The sequence below is a fragment of the Alishewanella sp. SMS8 genome, from assembly GCF_030737935.1.
In the GTDB taxonomy this organism is placed as follows: domain Bacteria; phylum Pseudomonadota; class Gammaproteobacteria; order Enterobacterales; family Alteromonadaceae; genus Alishewanella; species Alishewanella maricola.
Window position 1 is genome coordinate 927,768 of record NZ_JAPJEA010000001.1, and the last position, 14,851, is coordinate 942,618.

The 14,851-nt window shown below is 46.7% G+C and carries 16 protein-coding genes; 8 read left to right on the top strand and 8 right to left on the bottom strand.

Annotation, left to right across the window (positions count from 1 at the left end; genetic code table 11):
- Nucleotides 1–13: 13 nt before the first annotated feature.
- The 3 genes from ORJ01_RS04195 to rpoE are packed head-to-tail and all read right to left on the bottom strand — an operon-like array spanning nucleotide 14 to nucleotide 2,178.
- Nucleotides 14–958 carry a MucB/RseB C-terminal domain-containing protein gene (locus ORJ01_RS04195; protein ID WP_306177069.1) on the bottom strand — a complete coding sequence of 315 codons (945 nt, stop codon included), beginning with the start codon at nucleotides 956–958 and terminating at the stop codon, nucleotides 14–16.
- Nucleotides 958–1,566 (bottom strand): sigma-E factor negative regulatory protein, encoded by a 609-nt coding sequence (locus ORJ01_RS04200; protein WP_226749601.1) that lies wholly within the window; start codon nucleotides 1,564–1,566, stop codon nucleotides 958–960. The genes ORJ01_RS04195 and ORJ01_RS04200 overlap by 1 nt, the downstream gene beginning before the upstream one ends.
- 30 nt (nucleotides 1,567–1,596) lie before the next feature.
- The gene (gene rpoE / locus ORJ01_RS04205) at nucleotides 1,597–2,178 is read right to left on the bottom strand and encodes an RNA polymerase sigma factor RpoE (RefSeq protein WP_226749600.1); all 582 of its coding nucleotides are present in this window, start codon (nucleotides 2,176–2,178) and stop codon (nucleotides 1,597–1,599) included.
- Between the two features lie 208 nt (nucleotides 2,179–2,386).
- Between rpoE and nadB the strand changes: the two genes are divergently transcribed.
- Complete coding sequence (gene nadB, locus ORJ01_RS04210) at nucleotides 2,387–3,991, top strand: L-aspartate oxidase (RefSeq protein WP_229585380.1); 1,605 nt, start codon at nucleotides 2,387–2,389, stop codon at nucleotides 3,989–3,991.
- On the opposite strand, the gene ORJ01_RS04215 is transcribed toward nadB, so the two are convergent.
- The gene (locus tag ORJ01_RS04215) at nucleotides 3,988–4,419 is read right to left on the bottom strand and encodes a protein YgfX (protein ID WP_306177070.1); all 432 of its coding nucleotides are present in this window, start codon (nucleotides 4,417–4,419) and stop codon (nucleotides 3,988–3,990) included. The two genes, nadB and ORJ01_RS04215, sit on opposite strands and share 4 nt — an antisense overlap.
- Complete coding sequence (locus ORJ01_RS04220) at nucleotides 4,406–4,657, bottom strand: succinate dehydrogenase assembly factor 2 (protein WP_226749597.1); 252 nt, start codon at nucleotides 4,655–4,657, stop codon at nucleotides 4,406–4,408. Before ORJ01_RS04220 ends, ORJ01_RS04215 begins: the two co-directional genes overlap by 14 nt.
- A 118-nt stretch (nucleotides 4,658–4,775) precedes the next feature.
- Between ORJ01_RS04220 and ygfZ the strand changes: the two genes are divergently transcribed.
- The 5 genes from ygfZ (at nucleotide 4,776) to dbpA (ending at nucleotide 9,178) form a co-directional block, all read left to right on the top strand.
- Nucleotides 4,776–5,747 (top strand): tRNA-modifying protein YgfZ, encoded by a 972-nt coding sequence (gene ygfZ / locus ORJ01_RS04225; protein WP_229585378.1) that lies wholly within the window; start codon nucleotides 4,776–4,778, stop codon nucleotides 5,745–5,747.
- Between the two features lie 9 nt (nucleotides 5,748–5,756).
- Entirely contained in the window at nucleotides 5,757–6,242 is a 486-nt protein-coding gene (locus tag ORJ01_RS04230) for a peptidylprolyl isomerase (protein ID WP_226749595.1), read from the top strand.
- A gap of 125 nt (nucleotides 6,243–6,367) precedes the next feature.
- The gene (locus tag ORJ01_RS04235) at nucleotides 6,368–7,390 is read left to right on the top strand and encodes a M23 family metallopeptidase (RefSeq protein ID WP_306177071.1); all 1,023 of its coding nucleotides are present in this window, start codon (nucleotides 6,368–6,370) and stop codon (nucleotides 7,388–7,390) included.
- 8 nt (nucleotides 7,391–7,398) lie between these two features.
- On the top strand, nucleotides 7,399–7,719 hold the full coding sequence (locus tag ORJ01_RS04240; protein WP_229585375.1) for a polymer-forming cytoskeletal protein: 321 nt from the start codon (nucleotides 7,399–7,401) through the stop codon (nucleotides 7,717–7,719).
- A 70-nt stretch (nucleotides 7,720–7,789) separates the two neighbouring features.
- Entirely contained in the window at nucleotides 7,790–9,178 is a 1,389-nt protein-coding gene (gene dbpA, locus ORJ01_RS04245; RefSeq protein ID WP_226749592.1) for an ATP-dependent RNA helicase DbpA, read from the top strand.
- 6 nt (nucleotides 9,179–9,184) lie between these two features.
- Here the strand turns inward: dbpA and arfB are convergent, their stop codons facing one another.
- The 3 genes from arfB to yaaA all read right to left on the bottom strand — a co-directional run bounded on the left by arfB (nucleotide 9,185) and on the right by yaaA (nucleotide 11,749).
- Nucleotides 9,185–9,601, bottom strand: a complete 417-nt coding sequence (gene arfB, locus ORJ01_RS04250; RefSeq protein WP_236128719.1) for an alternative ribosome rescue aminoacyl-tRNA hydrolase ArfB — start codon at nucleotides 9,599–9,601, stop codon at nucleotides 9,185–9,187.
- Between the two features lie 9 nt (nucleotides 9,602–9,610).
- A complete protein-coding gene (locus ORJ01_RS04255) occupies nucleotides 9,611–10,909 on the bottom strand; it encodes an inosine/guanosine kinase (protein ID WP_226749590.1) in 1,299 nt (432 codons plus the stop codon).
- A gap of 66 nt (nucleotides 10,910–10,975) precedes the next feature.
- Nucleotides 10,976–11,749 (bottom strand): peroxide stress protein YaaA, encoded by a 774-nt coding sequence (yaaA, locus tag ORJ01_RS04260; RefSeq protein ID WP_306177072.1) that lies wholly within the window; start codon nucleotides 11,747–11,749, stop codon nucleotides 10,976–10,978.
- 340 nt (nucleotides 11,750–12,089) lie between these two features.
- On the opposite strand from yaaA, the gene tal reads away from it, so the two are divergent.
- Both tal and pgi read left to right on the top strand, forming a co-directional pair.
- Nucleotides 12,090–13,040: a transaldolase gene (gene tal, locus ORJ01_RS04265; protein WP_306177073.1), complete on the top strand. Its 951-nt coding sequence runs from the start codon at nucleotides 12,090–12,092 to the stop codon at nucleotides 13,038–13,040.
- A gap of 25 nt (nucleotides 13,041–13,065) precedes the next feature.
- Entirely contained in the window at nucleotides 13,066–14,685 is a 1,620-nt protein-coding gene (gene pgi / locus ORJ01_RS04270; RefSeq protein WP_306177074.1) for a glucose-6-phosphate isomerase, read from the top strand.
- Nucleotides 14,686–14,851: the final 166 nt, after the last annotated feature.

A 14,851-nucleotide genomic window follows, 5' to 3' on the forward strand; every position in this document is an offset into this window, starting at 1 on the left:
AGTTGGCTCATCATTAGCGCACCGCAGCGGCTAAACGCTTAGCCGTTTCAATGCTGATTGGTCCAATCACGGTCACATCCTGTTTAGCATCGGCTTGAACATAAATGGTGGTGGCGCCATCACGGTAAGCTTGAGTGGGTAACTGATGGCTATTCTGCACAAAAACCGACACTTGATGTAAGCCATCTGACAATAACCAGTAACTGAGAACATCAGGTTGTAACTGAGGCACTAACAATGGATCGTCGCTAATGCTAAAACCCTTCGGTAACCAGCTAAGTTGGTGCGGTTGCGAAGCCGGTTTGGCCACCACGGGCGGTGTCAGCGCAGGCAACTCAATTTCCAGCAATTGCGCTAAGGTATCGGGAAGTTCAGGAGTGATGCGTAAATGCGTGACCTGCCAAATCTCTAAAGCACGGTTTTTGTTATTGGGATGTTGTTCAGACAAGGTATCAATGCGCAGCGGAAAGCCGGTTTGCACATCTACCCACAGCCAATAATGATGCCGATTATCATCAATAGCAGATAGCCTTAAGAGCTGGGCACTGCGACCGTCCATCAGCGAACTGCTGCCAGCGACCGCATCGTATAGGCTGCGAATCTTTTCGGGGCTTTGAAATAATAATGGCGGCAGTTCTTTAATACTGCTGCTTTGGGTCACGAGAGAAGGACGCTCGCTGAGTAAATAATACACTTTGTCGCTGCGTCTAACGATATCGACCCCATCGGCGTACATTGGGATCAGATGTTCAATTTCTTTATCACCCGAACGGCCATGCAACCAACGATAGGTCTCGGCTTGGCCGCCTTTAAGCACGACATAAGAAACGTCAAAATTGTGCTGTTTAACACTCTGCTGCACTTTATCAAATAAAGCCCAACCCGTTTCTTCGGCACTTGCCGGCTGACTACAACACAGCACGACTATACTACAGATGCCAAACAGCCATTTCATCATTATTGCTCGCGTTTTTCCTGTGTTGAGGTTTTGTTCGTTTGCGTTTCAGAAACTCGAATTTGCTGACGGTGTGCCTGTAATAACGCTTGCAGACGTTGCTGTTGCTCTAACATCGCTTGCTGCTCTTGCGCTTCAAAACGATTTTCAACAGACGTTTGACTTAAACTCACTGGCGTGGCAAAACCGGCAACGGGGCGAGTTTGTAACAGAGGCGTTGGCGCACTCAGTTGCTGTTCGAGCGGTTGCTGATATTGCTGCACACCAAATACCGCGACTAAAGCGACACTGGCGGCAATAGCACCATGTGCTGCCGGTTTAAACCATTCGGCATTCGCCGCCTGCCGTAAGCCGTTTTTCATTTTCTGTAATAAACTGCTGCTGTTTTGCAATTGGTAAGTTGGCTCTTGTTCCAACATACTGGCCAAGTTATCGGCAAAATCCAGTGGTAACACACTTTCGGCTTCGTTTCGAAGCACGGCACCAGCCAACTGATAGCGCTGCACGGTTTCCTGCAAATCAGGCTGCTGTAACAATTCTGACAGTTGCTCGGCAGTTAACGCGTGATTATCGGCGGCTTGTGACAGCCATTCTTGCTTTTCTGACAACATAAAGTTTCCTGTCAAATAGTCTATATCGGCTTAGGTATTACCCACTAAGGGTTTTAACTGAGCGTCTATGGCTTCGCGCGCCCGGAAAATACGACTACGTACTGTACCTATCGGACACTCCATAACTTCGGCAATCTCTTCGTAACTTAACCCTTCTAATTCACGTAGCGTAATTGCCGTACGTAACTCATCGGGTAATTTTTCTATGGTACCAAACACCACTTGGCGAATTTCTTCGGACAATAATAAATGTTCCGGAGAATCTTGTTCTTTTAGCGCATCACTACCTTCGTAGTATTCTGCATCCTCGGCATCAACATCGCTAGCCGGCGGCTTACGATTGTTTGATACCAGATAATTTTTGGCACTATTCACTGCTATTCGATACAACCAAGTGTAAAACGCACTCTCACCACGAAAACCGGGGATAGCTCGATAAGCTTTAATAAAGGCTTCTTGAGCGACATCAGCTACGTCACCATGGTTAGAGACATAACGTGAGATTAAGTTCGCGATCCTATGCTGATATTTTTTTACCAACAGATTGAAAGCGGCTTTATCGCCTTGCTGTACACGCTGGACAATTTGCCAATCTAATTCTTGCTCGCTCATTCTTGAGCCTACCCCTGTAATACTTATTTAGGTGTTGTAAACGAATGGCGCCAGTCAAGCGTACTGACTATGACTGCAGGCTGAATAAATAGTTCTGCTTATTTTTATAAAAACGCTAGAATAACCTGAACATAGCGCAACAAATTATACCGCAGCCTGTTATTTTAGTCTGTTTTACCAAAGCCACTAACTGAGTTAAGTGTATCCTATGACACAACCCAATGAATATCTTTGTGACGTATTAATTATTGGTAGTGGCGCGGCGGGTTTGTCGCTAGCGCTGCAATTGGCGGATCACGCCAGCGTTATTGTTTTAAGTAAAGGGGCTTTACGCGAAGGCTCAACACTGTACGCGCAGGGCGGGATCGCCGCGGTGTTTGACGAAAATGACACCATCGCGTCGCATGTGAATGACACCCTGATTGCTGGTGCCGGTTTGTGCGAAGAAGAAGCGGTAAAATTTACCGCAGAACACGCTAAGCAAGCGATGGAGTGGTTAATCGCCCAAGGCGTCCCCTTTGATCAGTATCAAGATACTGATGGCAGCATGAAATACCATCTCACTCGGGAAGGTGGCCACAGTCATCGCCGCATCTTGCATGCAGCCGACGCCACCGGTAAAGCCGTACAAATCACCCTGGTTGATCAAGTTAAACGCCACCCAAATATTCGTTTGTTAGAAAACTACAACGCCATTGATTTGCTTACCGGCAAAAAACTCGGTCTTGATCCGGCACGTTGTTATGGTGCTTATGTTTGGAACAACCTTTTGGCTCGCGTTGAGACCATTCAAGCTAAAGCGGTGGCACTAGCTACCGGCGGCGCCAGTAAAGTGTATCTGTATACCAGCAATCCTGATGTGGCCAGTGGCGATGGCATTGCGATGGCTTGGCGTGCGGGTTGTCGGGTGGCCAATATGGAATTTAATCAATTTCACCCAACCAGTTTGTACCACCCTGCAGCACCGAATTTTTTAATTACCGAGGCCATGCGCGGCGAAGGAGCCTATTTAAAGCGCCCCGATGGCAGCCGGTTTATGCCTGATTTTGATGAGCGTGCAGAGTTAGCACCGCGAGATATTGTGGCTCGTGCGATCGATTTTGAAATGAAACGCCTTGGCGCTAACTCCGTGTTTTTAGATATTAGTCATCAAGACAAAGACTTTATTATTGAACACTTCCCCACTATTTACGCTAAATGCCTCAGTGTGGGTATTGATATTACCAAAGAGGCCATTCCGGTCGTCCCTGCTGCGCACTATACCTGCGGCGGCGTAATGACCAATTTGCATGGCCAAACAGACTTGCAAAATTTATACGCCATTGGCGAAGTGGCCTATACCGGTTTACACGGCGCAAACAGAATGGCGTCTAATTCGTTATTAGAATGTATTGTTTTTGCCCAAGCCGCTGCTCGACATATTTTAACGCAATTGCCTCAATCTCAAGCTACCCTAACGTTGCCCGCTTGGGACGATAGTCGAGTGAGTAATTCGGATGAAGAAGTAGTGATAACGCATAACTGGCACGAGTTGCGGTTATTTATGTGGGATTATGTGGGTATTGTGCGCACCGATAAGCGACTTGAACGGGCACTGCATCGCGTAGAGTTACTAAAACAAGAAATCCACGATTATTACAGTCATTTTCGTATTAGTAATAATTTATTAGAATTACGTAATTTAGTGCAAGTAGCCGAGCTTATTATTCGCTGTGCCATGCAGCGTAAAGAAAGCCGGGGTTTACATTACAATTTGGATTACCCAAATATGCTAAGTGATAGTAAACCGAGTATTTTACAACCGCTGCGTTAAAGCGCCTCGTCAGCAACGCTGCGCCAGCGTTGCAATTGTACCCGTCTTGCCAGTGCTCGATAATCACTGGCAGACAATTGGTCGGCAAACAGATAACAGCGCTGCTGCTGGCCCATTTCGTCATACCAAAACAATTGCACAAACCAAGGGTTGAGCAGACAATTTGCGGCTAATTGCCCAGCGGGTAAAGCGCTTTGTTGCCAATGCAAAGCACCATCTTGCTCAATATGTAAAATACCGCTAACACCGGGTGCAGCCCAGTATTGCAACATCAGATAAAAAAACGCTAGTAGCAGCAAGGCAGCGGGTAAATACCAGATCCCTTGCAGCGGTAAAGTGAGGACGATAGCGCCACCGAGCAAACTGATGGCCAGTAGCGCAATGCGTCGGTAACGCGAGGTTCTCAGATAAAAGCTAGACCCGGACACGATTGACGATTAACTCAACCATGGCTTGAATAGAGGCATCTTTTGAGTGCTGATGTCCCATGAACCAAGCGAATAAATCCGGATCATCACAGGCTAAGAGCCGTTCAAAATCGGCTTTTTGCTGGTCGTTTAATGCATCGTACCCTTCGTCGACGAAGGGGGCTAATAAAATATCTAACTCCAACATACCGCGACGACACGCCCAGCGCAGTTTTGGTTTACTCATTAAAGCGGTCATGTAGACTCCTCATTATTCTGCGACATTGGCAGTATCTTAACAAATATTGCGATCAGGGGTTGAGCTTTTGTGTCTTGCCCCAATCTATTTACTATTCACGTTTAAATGAACGCTCGCTATGCATACATCTTGGCTAACTGCAGAACAATACGCACAATTATCTACTCAGGTTCATGATGCTTATCTTGCTCCTTTACCTGCTTTTCAGGTATTGGCTATTAGTGGGCCTGATAACCGTAAATATCTACAAGGGCAAACGACCTGTGATATTGAAACCTTAACGGCGGACACTTTTTTACGCGGCGCACATTGTGATGCTAAAGGTAAAATGTGGGCGATATTTCAGTTGTTTGCCAAAGACGATGCGCTACTGATGGTCGCTTTTCGTGACGAACTGCAAGCCTCTGCCGCCCAACTGAAAAAATTTGGCGTGTTTTCCAAAGTAAGTTTTGACCAAACCACCGAACCTTATGCCGTGTTTGGTTTAGGCGGTTCGCAAGCAGAGCAACTTGTGACACAGTTAGGCTTTAGTCTGCCCGCGGCAGACGGTCAGGTTAGCCACGGACAACACGGCAGCTTATTACGCTTAGCTGCGGCGCATTTTATGTTGGTGCTACCGCAAACGCAGGCGCAGCAACTTATGACGGCAGATTGGCCACTGGCTGCCCCAACGGTTTGGCTCAAAGCCCATATTTTGCAAGGGTTAGCTTATTTAGAACAACCACTAATTGGCGAAGCTGTGCCACAGATGCTTAACTTACAAGCGATTGATGCCATCAGCTTTACCAAAGGCTGCTATATCGGACAAGAAACGGTAGCCCGCTTGAAATACCGCGGTGGCAATAAAAGAGCCAGTTACATTTTACACGCAAACACCAACGAACTTCCGGTCGCAGGTACAGCAATAGAACTGCAACTGGAACAGAACTGGCGCCGGATTGGCCAAGTCATTAATGCGGTGAATATCAATGACCAACTTTGGTTGTTAGCACTGCTTCCGAATGATATAACACCGGCAGACACCTTGCGGCTAAGTGCTGAGCAGCCCGTTTTGCTGCAACAGCTACCGCTACCTTATTCATTAAATTAAGAGGTTTGCATGACCATTTCTCAAGACAAAGTCGTCGCCATCCATTACACAGTAACAGATACTGCAGGTAACCAGCTTGACTCTTCTGCTGGCGGCGAACCTCTAGTCTTCCTGTTTGGCCATGGTGCATTGATCCCAGGTCTGGAACAAGCACTGATTGGCAAAAACAGTGGCGATAAATTTACGAGCAGCATTGCTGCTGCAGATGCTTACGGCGAGCGTCATGATCAACTAGTACAATCCGTACCGAAAAACATGTTTGAAGGTATGGATGTAGAAGTAGGCATGCGTTTTCGCGCATCCGGCCCGGATGGACGTGAACAGCCAGTCATTATTGTCGACGTCACAGAAGAAGAAGTCGTCGTTGATGGTAATCACCCACTCGCCGGCATTGAACTCAGTTTTGATGTTGAAGTTGTGTTAGTTCGTGATGCGACAGAGGAAGAACTGGCACACGGCCATGTGCATGGTTTAGATGGACATGCTTCACACTAAGGCCTATTGATTTCATTGATAAAAAAAAACCGCAGTGACCGCTGCGGTTTTTTTATTGACCCTAAGCAAACATGCCAACTGAAAAATCATTGCTCTGAAGTAGTGCAACCCGCCGCATGAACTGCTTGACAGCCACCCCAAAGCCACATATTTTTAGCCATTGTTATTTTTCAGCCACTGAGCACATTATCCAGCTGATGAAAGATCGTATTAGTATTTCTATCTCTAGCATCAACGGCACCAAGCACTTTAGTATCGGTAAGATATTTAAGCGCAACGCTGTTATTGGCTTATGGCTTGTGCTGTTTTCAGTACTGATCACCGCGGCGGTGATTAACTATTTGCTGCATACGGTTGAACAAACCAAAACCGAGCAACAGCTACTGACCTCGCAAACGAATGCTTTACAGCAACAACTGGCTCAGTTAAATGCCGCTCGCGAAACCCTAGAACACGAATTAACCCTTAAACAAGATCAGATGCTGCAAGTCAGCCAGCGTTTGGGTGAAATTGAACAGAATTTAGGTTTAGAGCAAGGTATCGACCAAAATTTAGAAGCTCGACTGGATATCGCCACCGTAAATGCCAGTGCAAGGATGGCCATGTTGCAGCTGGTACCCAATGGCTCACCACTTGATTTTGATAAACGTTCTTCTCGCTATGGCGTTCGTACCCACCCTATTTTAGGCAAGCGCCAGCATCATAATGGTATCGATCTCACAGCACCGAAAGGCACCGAAATTTATGCCCCTGCTGACGGCGTGGTAGAAGTGGTGCGTCGCAGCAATAGCGGTTATGGCAACTTATTAAAAATACGTCATGCTTTTGGTTTTGCCACGCTTTACGCTCATTTATCAGACTTTAATGTGGCAAGTGGCACCTTTGTCCACAAAGGCCAATTAATCGCTAAAGCAGGCAATACCGGCAGTTCTACCGCACCGCATTTACACTATGAAATTCATTTTCTTGACCGGTCACTTAATCCACAACACTTTATGGAATGGGATTCCGGTAATTTCGACCTGTTGTTCGAAAAAGAGAGGAGTATTAAATGGGATTCTTTGGTAACCATGTTGCAAACCAAGGCAAGCACACAATTACAACTGTCATCGCTGAGGGATGCGTCCTTAACGGCAACTGCCGAGTAAACAGTGATATGCAAATCGACGGCGAACTTGAAGGTAACGTCGAATGCAAAAGTACTGTCATCATCAGCTGTAGTGGTAAAGTTGTTGGCGAAATCACCGCTGACAAGGTGATGATAAATGGCTATTTCGATGGTCAAATCACCGCTAATATAGTTGAAATACTGCCTCAAGGCAAAGCACATGGCGTGGTGTTCAGCGATAATCTGTGTATCGAACGGGGTGGCAGTTTTTTCGGCGAAACGCATGCCTCTAAACCTGGCCAACAAAATCTGCTGTTAACCGACGAATTGCAACCCAACAACGTTGCTGAACTTAGCCAAGCGAAATAACGCCTGTTTATGCTACACTATGCCCTTTACGTGCAGACAATGGGTCTGCGCCTAGTGCAGGATAGTTCCCTTGAGTGTTCAACTTAGTTTCAGCGCTTTTGCGCTTTCACCCGCCTTACTCGATACCTTAACCAGCTTGAATTATCATCAGCCTACGCCTGTGCAGGCACAAAGCCTACCAGCAATTTTAGCGGGTAAAGATGTGCTGGCTCAGGCCGCGACGGGCTCGGGTAAAACAGCCGCCTTTGCACTAGGCTTACTCAGCAATTTAGACGTTAAGCGTTTTCGGGTACAAAGTTTAGTGTTATGCCCCACACGTGAATTGGCTGAACAAGTCGCCACCGAAATTCGAACTTTGGCGCGCGGCATCCATAACATCAAAGTATTAACCTTATGTGGTGGTATTCCGGCCAAAGGACAAATTTTGTCTTTAGAACACGGTGCGCACATCATTGTGGGCACACCGGGTCGAGTGTTAGATCATTTACAACATGATCGTTTGAACCTAGAAGAACTGACGATGTTAGTGCTCGATGAAGCCGATCGGATGCTCGAGATGGGTTTTGCAGAAGACTTACAACAGATCATCGATGCTATGCCAGCACAGCGCCAACAACTGCTGTTTAGTGCCACCTTTGCGCCTGCCGTAAAGAAACTAGCAAACGAGCTGTTACACTCACCCCAAGAAGTGATTATTGATAGCCCTGCTACCAAAGCCAACATTAATCAGCAATTCTTTTTGCTAAGCCATAACCAAGAACGCAGCCAAGCCACGGTACGTTTAATTTTGGCTAAAGCGCCGCAAAGCTGCGTTATTTTTGCCAATACCCGTAAAGAAGTGCAAAGCTTAGCCGAGCAATTAAAATATGCCGGTTTTAGTGTGGCTGCCTTACACGGTGATTTAGAGCAGCGCGAACGCGAACAACAACTGCTGCAATTTGCCAATGGCAGCTTACAATTGTTGGTGGCCACCGATGTGGCGGCACGCGGTTTAGATATCGAAAAGCTCGATCTGGTGATCAACTTTGAGCTGGCGCATGATACCGATACGCATATCCATAGAATTGGCCGCACCGGCCGTGCCGGCGAGCAAGGGGTCGCCTGCACGCTGTATACCACGCAAGACGGTAATAAAATTAGCCAACTTGAAGAGGCGCTGGGCCAAGAGATTAATCCTGAGCCCTTACCTGAAACCCGCAATAGCAAGCCGCTATTACCGTTAATGGCAACCATTGAAATTGACGGCGGTAAAAAACAAAAATTACGTCCGGCCGATATTGTGGGTGCGCTCACCCGTGATGATCAGATTGCTTTTGCCGATATTGGTAAAATTCAATTGCAGGATTTTCGGGCTTATGTGGCGGTAAAACGCAGCGCTTTAAAAGCCGCTTTGCAGCAATTAAACAACAGCCGCATCAAGGGCCGCAGTTTTCGGGCTTACCGTTTAGGTAACGATTAACTAGCCCTACTCAAAACCTTTATCACGGCGCAAGGCCTTAGTTTGGCCTTGCTGCTTCTTCTGCTGTAAACGTTTTTGCTGGCTACCATAAGTCGGTTTGGTGGCAAAACGCTTCTTCGGGGTTTTACTGACACTGTGCACCAGCTCCACAAATTGCAATAATGCCAGCTCGCGGTTTTGCTCTTGGCTGCGGCTTTGTTGACATTTAATCAAAATTTTGCCGCTGGGTGTAATACGGTGATCAGACAATTGCAGCAAACGGCTTTTGTAGATCTCAGGTAAGCTGGAGTGGGCAATATCAAACTGCAGCAACACTGCCGTTGATACTTTGTTTACATGCTGGCCACCAGGGCCAGATGAGCGCACAAATTGCCAACTCAACTCATCATCTGCTACATGAACATTTGCATTAATCCTGATCACCGCTGCTCCTTAACGCTCCCAGTAAGCCTCTTCTAAGCTATCTTCGCGCTCAGGTAGGCCTTTAGACAAACGAGGAGCATTCTGTACTAAAATCTCATAGCTGACCCGATTGGCGTATTTACATAATTGTGCAAACGATGAATAAGCCAAGTATGACTCTTCGTGCTTGCTCGATAACGGCTGCACTTGTTTATGATAATGATTCGCCGCCATATCGTGTAATATGGCCGCTAAGGCCCCATCACCGGCGCCATTGGTATTTTTAATGCGCTCTGGACCGCCTAAATACGGATCAATGTGCGAATACACCTTCAAGGGGGCTTGGCAATTTTGCCGCAGCATCGGCCGACTAAACTCAAAGCGATTAAAATCTGCTAAGCTGGCCGATTTGATCGGGTTAGAACTTTCACGTTTCATACTTTCATCAGTATAACCGCACAAGTATAGCCCCTCAGCACCCGCGGTGATCAACACCATATCGGTGATCTCTAAAGCGGCTTGCGCTGCGCGTAGCGGATCAGCAAAGCCGGTTAACGCTTCGGCCTCTAATTCATTCATCGCCAGAACATTGACATATTTGCTAACGGTTTCAATGATTTGCTCGCGGTTTTCTTCCACCAAATGCCGTGTACCTAAGCTCATCACAACCGGTACTTGCTGCTCACTGGCATCCGACAACGCTTTAAGCATAGCTTGTTGAATGGGCTGATCAGTGGCACGCAAGGGGTAAGCACTCACCACAAATGCTGCGGCACCTGCAATAATGTCAGTCGGGATATACTCAGGTGCCAACTGATCCATATCACTGGGATCGATAACAAAAGTACGTTCACCATCGGGCGTAATCATCGTGATACCACGGCCAATATCACCGGCAACACCTTGCAGGCGGTTCATATCCACTTTCGAGCTGGTATGACACACATAATGATAGGCTGGCGAACCCAGCGCGATATTGGCCGACATCACGCCGAGCAACACCGATTTATCATCGGCTAATACGGAGTAATTATGAATGGTATTACCAATAGTGCCACCGGCAAAATGATCCGAAATCGCTTGCTCCACCACCAACTCATGGTAAATCTCGTTGGCTTTTTCATGTGCGACTAAATTGGATAACCCTTTGGGAATATTATGTTTCGCGAGAAACTCATCACTGACACTGGCCACTACATCAACGATAGTTTGATCAAGCCCTACGATATACGTGTCCAACTCCGGCCGCACTTCAAAACTGGGCAGTTGTGGTTTAGGTTGGGATACTGGGAAGTAATGCTTTATTTTGCGCAGACCAGGAAATTTCATAGCGTTGGCTCAACTGAAAACAGGCCGGTATGTTAACAAAAATACCGGCAAAAAAGTAAAGTAATGTCAGCTGGCATCACGCAAAAACACCGGTTTATCCAAGCTGGATAACGTATCGCTGAAATAATAACCATCAAGGTCGAATTGTTGTAATTGTGTGGGTTCCTGTAATGCGTGCTGGATCACATAACGCGCCATCAGGCCACGCGCTTTTTTGGCATAAAAACTGATGATTTTATATTGGCCATTTTTATAGTCTCGAAACTCAGGCGTAATAATGCGTGCTGATAAGTGTTTTTTATCGACCGCTTTAAAATACTCTTGTGAGGCTAAATTGAGTAATACATCACTGCCCAAAGCCGCCAGCTGCTGCTGTAAAGCCTTAGTCACTTCGGTCTGCCAAAAGGCATACAAATCTTTACCGCGCGGATTCGACAGTTTTGTGCCCATCTCAAGCCGATAAGCTTGCATCAAATCCAAGGGCCTTAATACACCATATAAACCGCTAAGAATACGCAAATGGTTTTGCGCATAGTGTAGCTCGTCATCCGACAGACTATCCGCCGCTAAGCCTTGATACACATCACCATTGAACATAAATAACGCAGCTTTCGCATTGTCGGCATTAAACGGGGGTTGCCACTGCGCGAAGCGAGCCGCATTTAAACCGGCCAACTTATCACTAATATGCATTAACGATGACAAATCAGCTGGGGTTAACTGCTTACATACCGTGGCTAATGCTTTGGCATCCTGTAATAAAGCAGGTTGGCTAAAACTCAGCTCACGCGCGACGGGGGTTAAATCTAAATCTTTGGCTGGCGATACCACCATCAACATAAAGACGGCTCCTATTTTGACAAAATGAGCGTTTATACTGCACAGCCGCTGTTTCAGACCTTGCAGACAACGATATAGCCCATTATGCTGTTTACTAACTCGATTGCAAAAGGAATCTGCATCAGCGTTACCACTCTGTCGCCCGCTGTATCTGGTTTTTGCTGACAGCCATCTTACGTTCGTTAAACTGCAACTAACGGCAGAGCCGCCTCGTTAAGGGCAGATCCCACATTAACCCTGTTTTTAGACAAACGGCTATTTTGTTGTTATTTTATTACAAGAATAGCCATTTAGACGTATACTTAAGCTAATTCCAACTAATAAGTGGTAAGTGAACAACATGAATGATCTTCTAAGCCAATTAAAAGCCGTCACCACCGTGGTCGTTGATAGCGGTGATCTAGGTGCTATTGAACAGTTTCGTCCGGTCGATGCCACCACCAATCCATCGTTATTATTAAATGCTAGTCAACTCGACTTTGCTAAGCCCATCTTAGCGGCAGCTATTGCCTATGCTAAAGCACAAACCAGTGACAAAGACGCGCAGTTAAGCTTAGCCAGTGATAAATTTGCGGTAGATATTGGCACGGCTATTAGTAAGCTAGTCCCTGGCCGCGTGTCTACCGAAGTTGATGCCAGATTGTCCTTTGATCGTGATGCAACCTTAACCAAGGCACGGCAATTAGTGGCCTTATACCAGCAAAACGGTGTCAGTCGTGAACGCATCTTAATTAAAATTGCCTCAACTTGGGAAGGGATCCAAGCGGCCAAAGTGCTTGAGCAAGAAGGCGTGCAGTGTAATTTAACCCTGTTATTCCATATGGCGCAGGCACGCGCTTGTGCCGAAGCCGGTGTGTTCCTGATTTCTCCCTTTGTCGGGCGTATACTCGACTGGTACAAAGCCAATACCAAACAAGAGTACACCGCCGAAACCGATCCCGGTGTCTTGTCGGTACGCGAGATCTACCGCTTCTTCAAAACCCATGGTTACAACACAGTAGTGATGGGTGCCAGCTTCCGCAATATTGGTGAAGTATTGGCGCTTGCCGGCTGTGACCGTTTAACCATCAGCCCAGGTTTGTTAGAAGAGCTGCAACAGCAGCAAGGCGAATTAACCGTACATTTGAAAGATGACGGCGCCACAGCAACGAAACCGGCAGCATTAACCGAAGAAGCCTTTCGCTGGGCACTCAACGAAGACGCCATGGCGACGGAAAAATTGGCTGAAGGGATCCGCAAATTTGCTGTGGATCAACGCAAACTCGAAGCATTACTCGCTGCCCAACTTTAACCTCTGATTTGTAGGAGATGACGCGATGTCGGTAACCCTTTCGGCTTTATTAAGCCCTCTAGCAGCGAAGCAGCAACCCCTGCGGCAATTATTTGCAGCAGAACCGGGCCGTGCTAAACGCTTTAGCACCAGCGCTTGTGGTATCTATTTAGATTATTCAAAGAACTTATTAGACGAGCAAAGTTGGCAAGCCTTGCAGCAATTAGCAACACAAAGCAAAATTCGTCAGCTTAGTAAACAAATGCAAGCCGGTGCGGCCATTAATAATACTGAACAGCGCACCGTGTGGCATACGCGATTACGCCAACAAGATCTGAGCAATTTACAGCTAGCCGGCGAAGATATTGGTGCAGCCATTACGGCTTGTCAGCAGCAAATGGCACAATTGATTGATGATTTACACGCACAACGTTATATCGGCTATCAAGGTAAACCGATTACTGATTTAATCTGGGTTGGCATTGGTGGCTCATTATTAGGCCCACAGATGGCCGTAGAAGCACTGACTCCCTATCATTGCAGCCCGGTGAACTTGCACTTCGCAGGTAATATCGACGGCGCGGTGGTGAGCGATATTACCAAAAAACTCGATCCTGCCACCACCCTCGTCGTGGTGGCGTCTAAGTCTTTTGGCACCGAAGAAACCAAACAAAATGCCTTGGCATTACGGCAGTGGTTTAACGACGCCGATGCCGACAGTAACGCCATTGCTCATCACTTTTGGGCGACCTCGTCTAATGTTAAAGCGGCTGCCGAGTTTGGCATTATTGAGAAACATATTTTACCCATGTGGGATTGGGTTGGTGGTCGTTATTCATTATGGTCTGCCATTGGTTTACCCATTGCATTAATGATCGGCAATAGCGCTTTTAAAGAATTGCTAGCCGGTGCTGCCGCCATGGATGAGCACTTTTTTAATGCCCCCTTTAGTGAAAACTTGCCGGTTATTTTGGCATTGCTAGGCATTTGGTACATCAATGGTTTTGGTTGCCAAGCTCAAGCCTTATTGCCTTACAGTCATTATTTACGTTTATTGCCCTCTTATGTGCAACAACTGGATATGGAGAGTAATGGTAAGTCGGTTGACCGTCGCGGCCAACCTCTACAAGACGCCACGGCACCGGTGATCTGGGGCGATGCAGGCACTAATGGCCAACATGCGTATCATCAATTGTTACATCAAAGCCAATTAAAAGTACCGGCTGATTTTATTCTGCCCTTAAAGGTAAGCCACAGCTTAGCGGATCAACATCAACGCTTAGCGGCGCATTGTTTTGCGCAAACACAAGCGTTGATGCAGGGTAAAACCGAAGAGGAAGCCCTTGCCGAATGCTTAGCTGCAGGCATGACACAACAGGCCGCGGCAGAGCTGGCGCCACATAAAGTATCGCCGGGTAATAAGCCCAGCAACACCCTACTACTCGATGCTTTATCGCCTTATCACCTCGGCGCGTTAATCGCCATGTATGAGCATAAGGTGTTTTGTCAGGGGGCTATTTGGGAGCTGAACAGCTTTGATCAATGGGGCGTCGAGTTAGGTAAACAACTCTCAGGCCCCATTTATCAGGCGATCAGTGGTCAAGCTGACGGACAATTTGATTGCTCAACCGCCAGCTTAATAAAACGCTTTTTGCAAAAACCTTAGGCATACCACTAAGTTTACCAAGCTTATTATTATTTGATTAACGTAAAAAGGCTGCTTTCGCAGCCTTTTTTTTAGCTTGTCATCTTGTTGTCACTTTTTAGTTTTATTTTTAAACAAAATATGGTAGAACCTTTGTTGAAAATAACAACAAAATCAACATCAGATG